A 15,964-nucleotide genomic window follows, 5' to 3' on the forward strand; every position below is an offset into this window, starting at 1 on the left:
GGGAACATCACACCGCCGGCGTCCGCATCGCCTAGAGTAGGAGTATGCCTCAACGGTCGATGCGCTTCGCGCGGCTCTGCGCCGTGCTGATGGGTTTTTTGTTGTACGGCTGCGGGGACGACGACCCGGGCGGGGGCCCCTCCGGCCAATGCGGCGACGGCGTCGTCGGCGCGGGCGAGCAATGCGACGACGGCAATACCGCCGCCGGCGACGGCTGTTCGCCGACGTGCGCGCAGGAGCCGCCCGGCGGACCTGGCTGCGGCGACGGCGTCGTCGGCGCGGACGAGCAATGCGACGACGGCAACACCGCCGGCGGCGACGGCTGTTCGGCGGCGTGCGAGCAGGAGCTCCCCCCGCGCTGCGGCGACGGGGCGGTCGATCCGGGCGAGCAATGCGACGACGGGAACGTGGTCGACGGCGACGGCTGCGAGGCCGACTGCACGACGACGGAGGTGCAGGAGATCGTCTGCGAGGAGCTCGCGCCGCTCGCGCAGGGGACGTGCGAGGTCACGCCCGGCGCCGGCGCCACGCTGATCCGGGGCGTCGTGCTCACCCCCGGCACGGTCTACCTCGGCGGGCGGGTGCTCGTCGACGAGCGGGGGGCGATCGCGTGTGTGGGCTGCGACTGCGAGGCGGAGGGCGCGACGGAGATCACGTGCCCGACGGGCGTCGTGTCCCCCGCGCTGATCAACACGCACGACCACCTCACGTTCACGCAGAACAGCCCGTACACGCCGACCGACGAGCGTTATGAGCACCGGCACGACTGGCGCACGGGCAACAACAACCACACGGAGATCAACACCCCCGGCTCGGCCAGCGCGGCGCAGGTCCGGTGGGGCGAGCTCCGCTTCCTGATGGGCGGCGCGACCTCCATTGTCGGCGCGGGCGGCGAGGCCGGGCTGCTCCGCAACCTCGACCGGGACGACCAGGAGGGCCTGGGCCAGAAGCGCGTCAACTTCGAGACCTTCCCGCTCCGCGACTCGAGCGGCCGCGAGCTCGCGAGCGGCTGCGGCTACTCGAGCAGCATGGTGACGGGGGAGGACATCGAGGGCGAGGACGCCTATTGCCCGCACGTCGCCGAGGGGATCGAGGCGTCGGCGCGCAACGAGTTCATCTGCCTGCGCCGCGATCCCAACGACGTGCTGCAGCCGCAGAGCGCCTACATCCACGGGATCGGCCTGACCGCGCCCGATTACGCGGCGATGGCGGTGAACGGGACGGCGCTCATCTGGTCTCCCCGCTCCAACATCACCCTTTACGGCGACACCGCGGTCGTCACCGCCGCCGCCCGGCTCGGCGTGCAGATCGCGCTCGGCACCGACTGGATCGCGACCGGGTCGATGAACCTCCTGCGCGAGCTCCGGTGCGCGGCGGCGCTCAACGAGACGTATTACGACGGCTTCTTCACGGACGCGGAGCTCTGGCGGATGGTGACCTCGAGCGCCGCCGCGGTCACGGCCACGGACGACGTGATCGGCGCGCTGTCGACGGGGAAGATCGCCGACATCGCGATCTTCGACGGCAAGGAGCGCGCCGCGCACCGCGCGGTCGTCGCCGCCGATCCCGAGGACGTCGTGCTCGTGATGCGCGGCGGGAAGGTCCTTTACGGCGACGCGGCCGTGGTGACGAAGGTCCGGGGCGAAGGCGCGTGCGACGAGCTCGACGTGTGCGGCGTGGCCAAGCAGGTCTGTCTGCAGGACGAGATCGGCATGGATCTGGCCGGCCTCGAGCAGGCGGCCGGGGAGATCTACCCCGCGTTCTTCTGCGGCGCGCCCGAGCGCGAGCCGCTCTGCACGCCGTCGCGCGCGGGGGCCGAGCCGGTGATGGCCTCGGTCAACGGCTCGACCGTCTATGCGGGGCAGCCGACGGACGGCGACCGCGACGGCGACGGCATCGCGAACGACACGGACAATTGCCCCGCCGTCTTCAACCCGATCCGGCCGCTCGACGGCGGCGCCCAGGCCGACTTCGACGGCGACGGCGACGGCGACGCCTGCGACGTGTGCCCGCTCGACGCCGGCAGCACGGTTTGCTCCGAGCTGGATCCGAACGACGGCGACAACGATGGCGTGCCGAACGGCGCGGACAACTGCCCGGAGCGCCAGAACGCCGAGCAGGCCGACGTGGACAACGACGGCAAGGGCGACGTGTGTGACCCCTGCCCGGCGCAGGCCAACCCGGGGGCGCAGGGGTGCACGGTGTCGATCTACGACATCAAGAACGGCACGGTCGCGGAGGGCGCGACGGTGGCGCTGGAGAACGCGCTCGTGACGGGGCGGTTCGCGAGCGGCTTCTTCGTGCAGGCGAAGATCGGGGACCCGGTCTACGCGGGCGTCGCCAACTCCGGCGTCTATGTCTACAGCCCCGAGAACGCCGTGGCGGTCGGCGATCGCGTGCGGATCTCGAGCGCGGTGGTCACGAACTTCTACGGTCAGATCCAGCTCGGCTCCGCCGTCGTCGAGGTGGTCTCGTCGCTCGGCGAGGCGGTGCCCGCGCCGGAGCGCGTCGCGCCCGCCGACATCGCGACCGGCGGGCCGCGCGCGGCCGAGCTGGAGGGGGTGCTCGTCGAGGTGGAGGACGTCGACGTGGTCGGGATCGAGACGATGTACAACGAGTTCCTCGTCACGGGCGACCTGCGCGTCGACGACCTCCTGTACCTGGCCAGCCCGTTCCCCGCGGTGGGCGACAGCTTCGCGAGGATCCGCGGGATCCTCACCTACCGCAACGAGAACTCGAAGATCGAGCCGCGCAGCGCGGGCGACCTGCTCTGGGGTGAGCCACGGCTCGCGGCGTTCGGGCCGGCGACGTCGTTCGCCTACGTCGGGCAGACCGCCGCGCCGTCTTTCCCGGAGCCGCTCGAGGTGACGCTCTCCTGGCCGGCGCCGGCCGACACGTTCGTGGCGGTGACGTCGGCCGACCCGGCGCTCGCCGTGGTGGGCGGCGGCGTGACCGTTCCGGCCGGCGCGACCAGCGCCCCCGTGCTGCTCGACGGCGCGATGGCGGCCGAGGAGGTGACGCTCACGGCGGCGCTCGGCGACGCGAGCCTGACCGCGGCGGTGCGTGTGCTCGACCCGAGCGAGGCGCCGGTGTTGGCCTCGATCGACCCGGCCTCGGCCAGGGTCGCGCCCGGCGGCACGGTGTCGTTCACGGTGACCCTCGACATCCCGGCGCCGCCGGACGGCATCGAGGTGGCCCTCGCGGTCGATCCGCCGGACGCTGGCGCCCTCCCGGCGACGCTCGCCATCCCGGGCGGGCAGCTCGGCGCGAGCTTCGACTACGTGGACGGCGGCTCCGGGGCCGCCGCCACCGTGACGGCGGCGCTCGGGGCGAGCTCGCTGACCGCGACCGTGCGGGCCGCGACCGCGACGGGCGGGCTCGTGATCAACGAGGTCGATTACGACCAGCCGGCCGGCGATTCGGCCGAGTTCATCGAGATCTACAACGGCACCGGCGCGCCCGTGGCCCTCGCGGACCATGCGCTCGTGCTGGTCAACGGCGCCGGCGCCCGGACCGACTACGACACGATCGACCTGAGCGCTGCCGGGACGCTCGCCGTGGGTCAGTACCTCGTGGTCGGCAGCACGGCGGTGGTCGGCACCGCCACCACGCCGGGCGTCGTGGCGGCGGGCGCGCTGAAGATCGCGTTCACCGGCGCCCAGACGGACCGGGTGCAGAACGGGGCTCCCGACGGGATCGCGCTGATGAACACCGAGACCGGGGCGGTGATCGACGCCCTCTCCTACGAGGGGAGCCTCACCGCCGGAACCATCGACGGGACCGCCGTGAACCTCGTCGAGGGCACGGCCCTGCCGGCAACGGAGGCGGACAGCAATTCGGAGGTCGGCTCGCTCTGCCGACTGCCCGACGGGGCCGACACCAACCAGGCCGCGGACGACTGGGCGTTCACCGCCACCATCACGCCGGGCGCGCCGAACGTCCCGTGAGCCTCGGCCGGGCGCGCCGGCCTGTCCCTTGAGCGCCGCGGAGCTCGAGCGATCCCCGTTTCCCCGGGGATCGCCGGGCTTCCGCGGCGAACCCTCCCGCGGTGCTACTCGATCGTGACGAGGTAATCGTCGACGGCGGGCGCGCGCTCGAGGACCCCGAGCTCCACGAGCTGCTTGCCCATCGTCTCCCAGCGCTCGCGGGTCATCTGGCCGAGCCCATTCGGCTTCTTCTTCGTCTCCTCGGTCTCGACGAACTTCTCCTGGAGCTCCGCCGCCGTCTTGAAGGTCTCGGCGTCCATGCTGGTGTTGAGCTTCGCCATCACCGCGTTCGCCGGCGCCGGATCGTCGAGGTAGGCGCGCCAGCCCTCGCGCGAGGCACGCACAAATGCCCGAACTTGCTCAGGATCTTTCTTCCAGAGCGCCTTGCTGGCGATCACGACGCCCGCGTACGGGTTGAACCCCTCGTCGGCGACGAGGAACACGGTCGGCTCCACGCCCTTGCGCCGCGCCGCGACGGGCTCTGCGGTCACGAAGCACTGCTGCGCGAAGTCCTTCTCGGCGATGAAGCGCGCGACGCCGCCGTCGTAGGGGACGATCTTCACCTTGTCGAAGCCGAACTTCTTCTTGAGGAACGCCGCGTAGGGCACGCCCGGCTCGATCGCGAGGGTGCCTGACGAGAGCACGTCGGCCATGCTCTTCGCCCCCCGCGAGGGGTGCGCCATGATCCCCTGAGGGAAGGTCTGATAGATCGTGAAGAGCGCGACGATGTCCGCGCCGCGCGAGACGGCGGTGATGATCTCGTCCGCGTTGGAGATCCCGAACTCGGCCTTGCCCGTGGCGACCATCTGGAGGACGGGCACGCCCGCCCCGCCGCCGAGGATCTCGACGTCGAGTCCGTTCCGCTTGTAGGCGCCGATCTCGCGCGCGGCGTAGAAGCCTCCGAACTCGGGTTCGGGGACCCAGTTGAGGGCGAGCTTGACCTTGGCCGGCGCCGCGGCGGCGCTCCCTCCGGCGGCCGGCGCCGAGCCGGCGGTCGCTCCAGCGCTCGGGGCCTGCTCTCGCGAGCAGCCGAACGCAGCAAAGACGAGGCCGAACCAGAATAGAAATCCGAAGACGCGCGCGTTCATAGGAGGCTCATGCGGGTAGAAATTTCAGTGAGACCAGGGAATGCTGCCTTGAGTGTGAATCAGGCGGCGATGGTCTCATGAATTTCGGCAGGTCGTCCAGCGGGCGTGCTCCCGGCCTGCTCGAGGGGCACCTGCGCACCTGGGTCCGCACGAGCCGCCGTGGAGCCCGACTGGCTGATTTGCCATGGCGACCGAACGCGGCGTGTTCACCGCGCGGAGCGTGCGTGTCCGCTCGACGGCGCGGAGCGTGCGTGTCCGCTCGACGGCGCGGAGCGTGCGTGTCCGCTCGACGGCGTGGAGCGCGTGTGTCCGCTCCGATTCGCGCGTTTCGCGGCGGCGTTTGCGCGGGTGCTGCTCAGAGGCAGCCGCAGAGCGGGTCGCCCTGCTTGCACACGCATTTCCCGCCCTTCTTGCCGCGCGTCCCGGGCAGGGCGCTGCTCGCCCCGCGTCCCTGCGCCGCGCGGCCGCGCCTCGCCGCGGCTGCCTTGGGCGCAGCCTTCGCCGCCTTCGCGCCGGCCGCCGGCGTCTCCTCGCCTTCGGCCTCTTCTTCCTTCGCCCTCGCCTCTTCCGCGGCCTTGTAGGCGGCGATGGCCTTGGCTGCCTTCTCCGCGTCGCTCTTCGCGGCCTCGAGCGCCGCCGTGAGCTCCGCGACCTTCTTGTCGCGCGTTTCGATCTGGAGGTTGAGCTGAGCGATCCTGTCCTGCTCGACGATGCGGGCCGCCACCGCCTCGGCCTGAGCCGCCTCAGCCTCTTTGATCTTGCCGGCGGAGACGAAGACCGTGGCCGCGAGCAGCCCGACCCCGAGCAGGCTTGTCGCGACGAGGATCCGATTGCGCTTCTTCTGCCGCGCGCCTTGCGCGAGCAGCTCGAGCTCCAGATCCAGATCTCCCGCCCCCGCGGGCGGCACGCTGGCTGCAACAGGCGCTATGCTGACAGGTGTCATGGGCCTGTGGCCGTCCGCTCCCGAGCTCTCGTGTTGGGTGATCATCACGCGCGACCCTCCTCCCGCTGGACCGCCCCACCGCAAGCAAATGTAGTACCAGGTGCGATGCCCCGACAAACGCCTCGCATCCTGCCTTCGCCGGTGTGATCGCGCCGCGAGGACACGCCCCCTCCGCGTCGCACCGAAGCCGAGTCGTCGCCGATCCGGGTGGATCCTCCGTGCTGGTGCGCGGACACCTCACCCGGACGCCCGCGCGTCCCCCCGCCCCGCTCAACCCTTCTGTCCCGCGCGCCCCCCGCTCACCCGATCTCGCAAACCCCCCTTGCGCATCTCCACCTCATCTCCCTCCCCAACGGACCAACGCAAGCGTCGTCGGGTGGGGCGGCGCTCGCCGGCGTGGCGCGGGTGGGCGCGTCGAGCACCGACCGAGGTACCCTAAGGTCTCTCACGGCTCCACGCCTCAGGCGCGCCTTGTGTGGCGCGCACCATAACGTCTCAGCCATCAAGGCCCGAAGGGAGACATGCCGGGTGGTGTCTCCTGCGCAAGCTCTCTCGTCCCAGCCTCGCCGATTGGCCAGCGCCCACCCGCGCCACGCCGGCGAGCGCCGCCCCACCCGACGGCGCTTTCGTCTGGGCACTCCGTCCTTCATTCACCTTCTGCCGCTCGCGTCCTCGCCCCCCCCGCCGCCGCGCCCGGCTCCGCTCCTCCGTTCCGCCCCCGCGCCGCCCCCGCCCCCGGCGCTCTCCTCGCGAGGCAGTACCGGAGCCCTTCCCGCAGCGACCGCATCGGATTGAGCTCCTGGAGGTGCACCCCGAGGTCGACGAGCGCCCGCGCCACCTGGCTCCCGAGCCCCGTGAGGATGCACTGGGCCCCGAGGAGCCGCACCGCGCTCGCCAGCTTGAGCAGCCGATCCGCCGTCTCCGTGTCGACGATCGGCACGCCCGTCATGTCGATGAGCACCCATTGCACGTCGCTGTCGGCCACCCGCGTGAGGAGCTTGTCCATCATGTCGGCCGCCCGGTCCCCGTCGAGCGGCCCGACCAGCGGGACCGTGAGGATGCCCTCCCACACGTCGATGATCGGCGCCGAGAGCTCCCGGAGCGCCTGCCGCTGGAGCTCGATGGTCCGCAGCTTCTCCTCGATCTCGCGCGCGGCGCCGGAGAGCTCCTCCATCGCCTGGGCGTTCTGCCGGGCGGCCACGGCGAGCTCGTCCAGGAAGAGGCGCATCGACCCCTCGAGCATCCCGAAATCGTCTTCGTCCGCGACCTCGATGCACTCCTGCGCGACTTCGAGCCTGCCCGCGGACGCCACGGAGAGCGCGGCCACGAGGCGCTCGATGCGCTGCCTGTCGATCGAGTGCTTCCCTCTGGGTTCGCTCATGACATCCCCTCCCACCGTCCCTGGACCACGCGCCGGCGCTGCCCGTCGACCCCGGGCCCATGGCCGGGGCGCGCCAGGATCGCGCCGGTTGAGCCCTGATCGTACCTTGAATCGCGCGCGTTGCGATCCCTGAACACACCGGGCGTGTCGCCCCGGTGCGCGGCGGGCAGCGACCTCGGCGAGCGACGGTGAGCCCCGGCGAGCGCGGCCGCTCGCGCGTGACGCCGCGATGGATGGAGGACCCCGCGCCGCTAGATCAACACGAAGTCCTCGGCCACGGAGACCTCCTCGGCGATGATGCTCGTCGTCTCCTCGTCGCGCTGCACGGCGAGCTTGTAGAGCTGCGCCAGCAAGGTCGGGTGATCCTCGACGAGCCCCATGAACTCGGTGGCCGGAAGGTAGAGCGCCACGGTCGGGTGGGCGGCGATGACGTCGGCGTTCGCCGGGCGGCGCAGGACCATCGCGATCTCGCCGGCGACGTCGCCCGGGCCGAGCGTCGAGAGCACGAGCGGCTCGCTGCCGGCGTCGCCCGCGGCGTCGCGCCGGACCACGGCGACCTCGCCGGACGCGATGAGGAAGAGCCCCGAGGGCCGCTCGTCCTGCACGAGCAGCCGCTCGTTCTTCTCGAAGGTCCGGGTGCGGAAGCGCTTCACGAGCGCGGGCCTGTCCGCCTCGGGGAGCACGCGGAGCACGTCGCTCATCCGGACGAGGTTCTCCACCATGCGGTCGCGGCAGTAGGCCGCGAGCTCCACGCTCACCTCGGGCTCGCGCTGCGCGATGTCGTCGATCGCGTCGCGCTTCACCTCGAGGATGATCGACGGGCGCGTGGCGACGACGCTCCCGGTGCGCGGCGCCCGCGAGAGCAGCGCCATCTCGCCGAACATGGCGCCGTTCGTGAGCCGCGCGAGCACGATCTCCTCGTCCCCGCGCCGGCGCCGCGCCTCGAGCTCCCCGCGCGCGACGAAGTACGCCTCGCTGCGCGCGGCGCCCTGCTCGATCACGGTCGTCCCCGCCGCGACCCAGACCGGCGAGAACGCCGCGCACAGGGCCCGCAGCGCGTCGCGCCCGACGGCCGAGAACACCGGCTGCGGCGCGATCCCGGGGGGATCCGTCTGGGCCGCCAGCTTGCGCGTCGCCTCGTGGATGATCTCCGTCGCCTTGTTGAGCAAGAGCGCGCCGGTGAGCACGGAATGGAGCGGCTGGAACGCCTCCGCCGTGGGCAGGGGCGGCGGCGGCGGCGCGCCCTCGCCGAGCCGCGGCGAGTCCTTGCAGAAGGCCGCGGCGATCCGGTCGAGCTCGGGCTCGGGATCGCCGCCGAACCGCTCGAGCTCGCGCGCGGCGGCCACGGCGAGCGGCAGGTTCTCCAGGTCGATCGCGCGGGCGATGGCGATGGCGCACGCCTTGCGCGCGGTCTCCTGCCGGTTGAGCTCACCGAGCAGGCGCCCGCAGAGGCAGAGCGCCGACGGCATCGTGGGGTCGTGTCGGACCAGCGCCGCGGCCCAGCGGAGCGCGGCGTCGTGTTCTCCAGCGAGCGCGAGCGAGAGCGCCCGGTCGATCGGCGACTCCGCCTGGTTCGTCGAGCCCGGGAGGACCGGGGGGAGGGCCATGGGAGCGTCTATATCAGGGTTCGTTGCGCGGCGGCAAAGAAGGCCGAGCCCGGCAGCAGGGCGCGGCGCGCGCAACCGTCCGGCGTGCGCCGGGCTTGCCGCCGGGACGGGCGCCGGGCGGCGGCCGCCGACGTGGCTGGCGCGGCGGTCGGCCGGCGCGGACCTGCCGGCGGCCGCCGCCCGGCGCGGACCTGCCGGCGCGGACCTGCCGGCGCGGGGGAGGGGAGCTGCGCTCAGCCGAGGTGCTGCCTCAGGAACTCGATGCTGCGCTCCCAGGCGATCTTGGCCGCTTCGGGGTTATAGACCTCGGGGCGCGTGTCGTTCGCGAAGGCGTGGTCGGCGTCGTAGACGTGGAGCTCCATGGGCTGGCCGCGCTCGGCGAGCTCCTTCCGGATCGCCTCGGCGGCGGCGGGCGTCGCCCACCCGTCGCGCGCGGCGAAATGGGCGAGGATCGGCGCCTTGACGCGCGAGTAATCGGGCGCGCGGCTCGGGACGCCGTAGTACGGCACCACGGCCGCGAGCTCCGGGATGTTCGCCGCGGCGGCGAAAGCCAGCGCGCCGCCCATGCAGAACCCGATGACACCGACCTTGCCGTTCGTCCGCTCGTGCCCCGCGAGGAAGCTCACGGCGCCGGCGATCTCGTCGTGGGCGCGCGCCTTGTCGAGCTCGGTCATGAGCCGGTTGGCCTCGGTCGGGTCCTTGGTGACCGTGCCGTGGTAGAGGTCGGGCGCGAGGGCGACGAACCCGGCGGCGCCGAGCCGGTCGAGCAGCGAGCGGATATGATCGTTCAGGCCCCACCACTCCTGGATCAGCACGACGGCAGGCGCCTTGCCGCCCTGCTTCGGCCAGACGATCTCGCCGGTCGCCGAGGACCCATTCTTCGCGGGGAAAGAAACCTTCTCGGACATGCGACTCCTCCCTGTTGTCGTGTGAGCAGCCGGGGATCGGCTCCGCCGTCCTCCGTGTGAGCAGCCGGGGATCGGCTTCGCCGTCCTCCGTGTGAGCAGCCGGGGTCGGCTCCGCCGTCCTCCGTCTGACCCATCGGGGATCGGCTCCGCCCTCCCCTCCGGCGCGGCGCAGGATACCCGCCGAGCCAGCGTCGCGCACCGCGATCCGCCCGACCACACTCCTCGCAGGCGCGCCGGCGTTGTAAATTGACGGCGTGGATCCGCTGGCGGAGCGATGGAGGCGGGCCGTCCCTTCCTTGAAGGAGCTCCGGCTGCGGGTCGCGTTCCTGCGGAGCGAGATGCTGCGCGCCGAGGCCGTCGCCGTCGCCCGCGCGCTCGACGACCTCTGCCGCGACGCCGAGCAGGCGAGCCCCGTCGCGCGCGACGTGCTCAGCGCCGCGGTGCCCGTGCTCGCGGATCCGGCGTTCGCCGAGCGCGTCGAGCAGCTGCGCGAGCTCGCCGCGTCCTCCGCGCTGCTGTCGCTCTCGCGGCTCCTGCGCCGCAAGGCGCGGCGGCACGAGGCGGCGCCGCCGCCCGCGCCGCCCCCGGACGAGCGCCGCCTGGCCGCGTCGAGCGCCGGACGCGCGCTCACGCTCGGGGAGCGGCGCGCGCTCGCGCGGCGGCCGACGCGCGCCGCCTTCGACGCCCTGCTCCGGGATCCGCACCCGCTCGTCATCCGCAACCTGCTCGCGAACCCGCGCATGACCGAGGACGACGTCGTCCGCCTCGCGGCGCGGCGCCCCGCGACGCCGGAGGTCATGATCGAGATCGCGCGCCACCCCGAGTGGTCCCAGCGCGCCCGCGTGCGCATGGCGATCGTGCAGAACCCGGGCGCGCCGCCGGAGATCGCGGTGCCGATGGTGCGCCTGTTGCTGCGGCCCGAGCTCACCCAGCTCGTGGCGGCGCCGGACGTGCCCGGCGTCGTCCGCGCGGCCGCGAAGGAGCTGCTCGAGCGGCGCCCGCCCGTCCCCCACAAGCCGGGCGGCGCGCTGGAGCAGTGAGCGGCCGCGCGCTGACCCCTGACGCGCGCCGACCGCTGGATCGACGTCACGCCGCGGTCACGCCACCTCGGACCAGCATCGCGCGAGGCGTCGAACGCCCTCGTCCAGGTCCTCGTCGCGCGCCACGGAGGAGTAGCAGAGCCGGAGGGCGAACGGGCGGACGGCGCCGCTGGCCCGGAACAACGAGCCTGGGTCGAAGGCGACGCCGTGCTCGATGGCGGCGGCCAGGAAGAACGCCTCGTTCGGCTCCGCGTCGGGCTCGACCCAGATCGCGAACCCGCCGGCCGGCGGCTCGAACCTCCACCGCGGCAGGTACCGGCGGAGCGCCAGCTCCATGCGGGCGGCGCGGCGGGCGTAGAACTCCCTCAGGCGCACGAGCCGCTGATCGAAGTCCTCGTTGCGGAGGTAGTCCTCGAGGATGGCCTGCGGCAGGCTGGCGGCCTGCAGGTCGGCGGCCTGCTTCAGCTTGAGGACGTCCGCCCGGAGCGCGCGCGGCGGCACGAGCCAGCCCACGCGCAGCCCGGGGCACAACGTCTTCGAGAAGGTCCCCACGTGAAACACACGATCCGGCGCCTCGGCCAGGAGCGGCCGCGGGGCGGCGCCGTCGAAGCCGAGATCGGCGTAAGCGTCGTCCTCGATGATGGGCCGGAGGGTCGAGAGCACCTTCGCCCGCTCGTGGGCCGAGAGCCTGCGCCCGCGCGGGTTGGAGATCGCGGGCATGAGGTAATAGGCGTCCACGTGGCTTCCGTCGTCGACGACGCTCATGCCGAGCGACCGGAAGAGGTCGAGCGCGCCGGGGTAACTCTCGGGGTCGACGCCGATCCTCGCGCGCGGTCCGCGCACCATCTGCGCCGCGAGGGAGACGGCTTGTTGCGCGCCGCTCGTCACGATGATGTCGTCGCGCGCGACGTTGGCGCCGCGCCGGCGCAGCTGTCCGGCGATCCACGAGCGCAGGTCCTCGTCGCCCTCCGGCCAGCCGTACTGGAGCGCCGGGCAGCTCGGGGCCTGGAGCGCGCGGACGAACGAGGCCCCGAGCTTGGTGCGCGGGAACTCGCCCGGCGCGGGCAGCCCGCCCGCGAAGCTGATGAGCCCAGGTGTCTCCGCCGCCCGCCGCGTCAGCAGGTCGAACCGGCCGACGCCCAGCCGCTGACCGCTCCGCGGCGGTTCGGAGGGTGTCGGTGCCTGTGAGCGCCGGGTCTCGGACGAGGGGGGGAGGTTTCTTGCGAGCGCGGTGGCATCCATATCGTTTTCGAGGTCCGGAGCCCTCCCCATTCAAAGACGGTGCCGTCTACGCTGTCCGTCTCCAGACGGAGCGGACGCCCTCGTCCTCCGTGACAGGACGTATTTCCATGGGGTCCTTCGTCACCTGGCTTCCGCCTGAACGGGTGAACGTGCACTTCAGGGTGTGGCGTGCGTGCGCGGCGTGTCAGCCTGCCACGGTGCAGCGCCCGGCCAGCGGGACGTCTCCAGGCCGGATACATCCTGGAAATACGGCCGTCATGGTCTGAGCGGCGGCGGTGGCAGGGTGGGTGCGCGCGGCTGATGTGCGGCGGACACGAGGGAGGGGAGCAGGGGGTGTGCCGGGCCGGCGGCAGCTGCACGCGGGCATGGCGGCGCGCCCGGCTGCCCGGCCGCCCACGGCGTAGCAAGGCTCCGTGGAGCTGCTGACGTGGGCGGACCGGCGAGCTCCTACCGTCTTGGAGCGTCCCTGGTCGCACGGGGTGCTGTCAGCGCTGGGCGGCTCCTTTTGAGCCGCATCGAAGATCTCATGCGGCGGAAGCTGACCGCCGTCGAGGTCAACCGGCGTGCGCAACGGCGCGGATTTCAATCAGTTGATGAGGGAATGCCAGACCGGACACGCCGATGAGGGTGCCTGCCGGGCGATGTTGCCCCACATACTCCTTGTAAAGACGAACGCATCGCTCGAAATGCTCGCTCGGGTTCGTCAGGTAGATGACCATCTCGGCGATGTTGGACCTCGTGAGGTTGAATCCCGCCAGCACCCGATCGAGGTTCTCCAGCGTCTTCCGGGTCTGTGCCTCGAAGTCGCCTTCTCCGATGAACGCGCCCTGCATGTCGTGGGAAAATTGGCCCGAAATGTAGACGGTCCCGTTCACGTTATACCCTTGGGTGACGCCGAAGCCCTCTTCCCACGGGACGCCGTGGTTGTAGGTGGTGGCAGTTGTCGTCATGCTCGTTTCCCTTCTGCTGGTAGTCCCCCGCCGCGACATCGACGAGGCGTGGAGGACTGTAGCCAGCCGATTGGCGAACGGATTTCTACACAGACGCGAAGAACTTTCTTGAGGCGTTCCAGACGCCCTGTTAAGCCCAGCGTCGGAGCAGGTGGAGTTGCACTGTGCTGCGCGCGAACCTGAACGAGATCCTCGTCTTCATGGCGGTCGTCGATGAAGGGAGCTTCATCGCCGGGGGGCAGGCCATGGGCCTGACCAGGTCGGCGGCGGGCAAGGCCGTGAACCGCCTGGAAGACAGGCTGGGCGTGCGCCTCCTGAACCGCACGACAAGGGCGCTGAGCCTCACCGATGAAGGTCGGGTGTTCTACGACCACGGTTTGCAGATCCTCGCGGCGGTCGATGACGCCGAGGCGAGCGTGGCGGGGCGTCATGGCACGCCGAGGGGAGTCCTGCGGCTCACCGTCCCCGATGCCTTCGGGCGGCTCGTGGTTCTTCCGCTGCTGAAGAGGTATCTCGAGGCCTGGCCCGACATCCAGGTCGAGGTGAACCTCACCGATCGCCAGGCCGACATCGTCGAGGAAGGCTTCGATCTGGCCGTACGAATCGGAGAAGCGCCCCGGGACACGCGGCTGGTCTCCCGGGTGGTCGCCACGTACAAGGCCCTGCTCTGCGCCTCTCCGTCCTACCTCGCCGAGCGCGGCGAGCCGCTGGACGTCGACCAGCTGGCAGCACACGATTGCTTGATCTTCTGTAGCCGCAATCGCAGGCAGAGCTGGCGTTTTCTCGACGACGGTGGATCCTGGATCAAGGCGCAGGGGCGAAGCCGCTTGCGGCTGGATAGCGGAGAGGCCCTTCGCAACGCCGCCGTCGCAGGGCTCGGCATCGCGTTTCTTCCGGACTTTCTGGTCGCCGAGGACCTGGCTGCCGGTCGCCTCCAGCAGGTGCTACCCGGCCTCGAGGCTGAGGACGTGAAGATCGTGACGATCTACCCGACCCGACGTCTCCTGGAACCCCGTGTCAGGCGCTTCATCGATCTCATGATCCAGGAGCTTGGGACGTGACGCGCCACGTGCTTCGCGATGCTGTCAATCCATGACATGATCCCCTCGTGTCCCGCGCCAACCGCCTGCTCCGCCTGGTGCAGCTCCTTCGCCGCCACCGCCGGCCGGTGAGCGCGGCGTCCCTCGCGGACGAGCTCGGCGTCTCCGTCCGCTCCGTCTACCGCGACATCAACGCCCTGCGCGAGCAGGGCGCCAGCATCGAGGGGGCGGCGGGCGCGGGGTACCAGCTCCGGCCGGGCTTCCTGCTGCCGCCGCTCATGTTCACGGACGAGGAGCTCGAGGCCATCGTCCTCGGCCTGCGCCTCACCGCGGAGCACGGCGACGAGGCCCTCGGGCGCGCGGCCGCCGAGGTGGTCGCGAAGCTCCGGGCGGTGCTGCCGCGCGATCTGAAGACCCTGGTGGACGAGACGGCGCTCCTGGCGGGCCCGTCGCAGCGGCGCCCGCCGGAGCAGGTCGACCTCGCCGAGGTGCGTCGTTGCGTCCGCGAGCAGCGCAAGGCGCGGATCGTCTACGCAGACGGCCGCGGCGCGGCGAGCGAGCGCGTCGTGTGGCCCATCGCCATCGGGTTCTTCGAGCGGGCGCGCGTGGTGGTGGCGTGGTGCGAGGCGCGCGCGGATTTTCGCTCGTTCCGGGCCGATCGGATCGCGCGCTGGACGACGTCGGCCGACCGCATCGGCCGGCCGCGCGCCGTGCTCCTGACCGAGTGGAGGGCGCGCGAGGCCATCCCGGCCCAGCTCCCCGGTTGAGCGCCTCGGCCCCGCTCGACGCCTGCTGACAGAATCTGTCACTGGCCGGTCGCATGCTCTCCGTCGTCCGGGCCACCTCTCCCCCGGGCGCTCGGAGAACGTCATGCCTGATCCCAACTTCGTGCTGCTCTACGTCGACGACCCTGCGGCGAGCGCCGCGTTCTACGCGGGCCTCCTGGGGCGGCCTCCGGTCGAGGCGTCGCCGACCTTCGCGATGTTCGCGCTCGAGTCGGGCGTCATGCTCGGGCTGTGGTCGCGCCACACCGTGACGCCGGCGGCGACGGCGCCCGGCGGCGGCGAGATCGCGTTCACCGTCGCCGACGCGGCCGCGGTGAGGGCCACGCACGCGGCGTGGACCGAGCGCGGCCTCGCGATCGCGCAGGCGCCGACGCAGCTCGACTTCGGCTACACGTTCGTCGCCCTCGATCGCGACGGCCACCGCCTGCGCGTCTTCGCGCCGGAGGCCGCGTGAGCCGCGCCTTCCTGGCCGTCGCGTCGGGCGAGCACGTGGAGCGCGGCCGGGCCGGCGGCTTCATGCAGGTCTGCCATGGCAAGCGCGCGCCGCTCCGGCGCATGCAGCCGGGCGATCGGGTAGTGTACTACTCGCCGACCGCGTCGTTCCAGGGCCGCGATCGGCTGCAGGCGTTCACGGCCATCGGCGTCGTGAAGGACGGCGAGCCGTACCCGTTCGACATGGGCGGGGGCTTCCGCCCGTTTCGCCGTGACGTCGCGTGGCTCGCCGCGCGCGCGGCGCCCATCGCGCCCCTGCTCGCGCGGCTCGAGTTCTCATCGGGGTCACCGAGCTGGGGAGCTCGGCTGCGAGCGGGGCTGCTGACGATCAGCGATCGGGACATGGAGACGATCGCGCGGGCGATGGGCGCGGTGCTCCCGGCGGCCGTCCGGGCCGCGTGACGGTGTGTCTCGAGGAGGCCAGACCGCAGCGACCCAGACCGCCGCTCTAGTAGGACACCGCTCATGTTGATCGAGCGAGAAATCAAGCGCCAAGGACGCC

The 15,964-nt window shown here is 72.0% G+C and carries 13 protein-coding genes; 6 read left to right on the forward strand and 7 right to left on the reverse strand.

Annotated features, from left to right (window positions below):
- The first annotated feature begins 44 nt into the window (after positions 1-44).
- The gene (locus tag WMF43_RS00320) at positions 45-3,947 is read left to right on the forward strand and encodes a DUF4215 domain-containing protein (protein ID WP_437676520.1); all 3,903 of its coding nucleotides are present in this window, start codon (positions 45-47) and stop codon (positions 3,945-3,947) included.
- Between the two features lie 104 nt (positions 3,948-4,051).
- Here WMF43_RS00320 and WMF43_RS00325 read toward each other — a convergent pair whose 3' ends face one another.
- From WMF43_RS00325 to WMF43_RS00345, 5 genes are all read right to left on the reverse strand, one after another.
- Entirely contained in the window at positions 4,052-5,074 is a 1,023-nt protein-coding gene (locus WMF43_RS00325; RefSeq protein WP_437676522.1) for an ABC transporter substrate-binding protein, read from the reverse strand.
- Positions 5,075-5,429: 355 nt separating this feature from the next.
- Positions 5,430-6,062, reverse strand: coding sequence for a hypothetical protein (locus WMF43_RS00330; protein WP_437676524.1), 633 nt, complete (start codon positions 6,060-6,062; stop codon positions 5,430-5,432).
- Positions 6,063-6,663: 601 nt separating this feature from the next.
- A complete protein-coding gene (locus tag WMF43_RS00335; RefSeq protein ID WP_437676526.1) occupies positions 6,664-7,398 on the reverse strand; it encodes an STAS domain-containing protein in 735 nt (244 codons plus the stop codon).
- Between the two features lie 251 nt (positions 7,399-7,649).
- On the reverse strand, positions 7,650-9,005 hold the full coding sequence (locus WMF43_RS00340) for a cyclic nucleotide-binding domain-containing protein (protein ID WP_437676528.1): 1,356 nt from the start codon (positions 9,003-9,005) through the stop codon (positions 7,650-7,652).
- Between the two features lie 233 nt (positions 9,006-9,238).
- The gene (locus WMF43_RS00345; RefSeq protein ID WP_437676530.1) at positions 9,239-9,913 is read right to left on the reverse strand and encodes a dienelactone hydrolase family protein; all 675 of its coding nucleotides are present in this window, start codon (positions 9,911-9,913) and stop codon (positions 9,239-9,241) included.
- Positions 9,914-10,167: 254 nt separating this feature from the next.
- Between WMF43_RS00345 and WMF43_RS00350 the strand changes: the two genes are divergently transcribed.
- A complete protein-coding gene (locus WMF43_RS00350) occupies positions 10,168-10,953 on the forward strand; it encodes a hypothetical protein (RefSeq protein WP_437676531.1) in 786 nt (261 codons plus the stop codon).
- Positions 10,954-11,010: 57 nt separating this feature from the next.
- Here WMF43_RS00350 and WMF43_RS00355 read toward each other — a convergent pair whose 3' ends face one another.
- Complete coding sequence (locus WMF43_RS00355; RefSeq protein ID WP_437676533.1) at positions 11,011-12,195, reverse strand: PLP-dependent aminotransferase family protein; 1,185 nt, start codon at positions 12,193-12,195, stop codon at positions 11,011-11,013.
- A 554-nt stretch (positions 12,196-12,749) separates the two neighbouring features.
- Entirely contained in the window at positions 12,750-13,145 is a 396-nt protein-coding gene (locus tag WMF43_RS00360; RefSeq protein WP_437676534.1) for a RidA family protein, read from the reverse strand.
- Between the two features lie 164 nt (positions 13,146-13,309).
- On the opposite strand from WMF43_RS00360, the gene WMF43_RS00365 reads away from it, so the two are divergent.
- From WMF43_RS00365 to WMF43_RS00380, 4 genes are all read left to right on the forward strand, one after another.
- Positions 13,310-14,206, forward strand: coding sequence for a LysR family transcriptional regulator (locus WMF43_RS00365; RefSeq protein WP_437676535.1), 897 nt, complete (start codon positions 13,310-13,312; stop codon positions 14,204-14,206).
- Between the two features lie 47 nt (positions 14,207-14,253).
- A complete protein-coding gene (locus tag WMF43_RS00370) occupies positions 14,254-14,952 on the forward strand; it encodes a helix-turn-helix transcriptional regulator (RefSeq protein WP_437676537.1) in 699 nt (232 codons plus the stop codon).
- A gap of 103 nt (positions 14,953-15,055) precedes the next feature.
- The gene (locus tag WMF43_RS00375) at positions 15,056-15,424 is read left to right on the forward strand and encodes a VOC family protein (protein WP_437676539.1); all 369 of its coding nucleotides are present in this window, start codon (positions 15,056-15,058) and stop codon (positions 15,422-15,424) included.
- On the forward strand, positions 15,421-15,864 hold the full coding sequence (locus WMF43_RS00380) for an EVE domain-containing protein (protein ID WP_437676541.1): 444 nt from the start codon (positions 15,421-15,423) through the stop codon (positions 15,862-15,864). Before WMF43_RS00375 ends, WMF43_RS00380 begins: the two co-directional genes overlap by 4 nt.
- The last annotated feature ends 100 nt before the right edge of the window (positions 15,865-15,964 follow it).

Origin of the sequence: Sorangium sp. So ce131 (genome assembly GCF_051519095.1) — a bacterium.
Classification (GTDB): domain Bacteria; phylum Myxococcota_A; class Polyangia; order Polyangiales; family Polyangiaceae; genus Sorangium.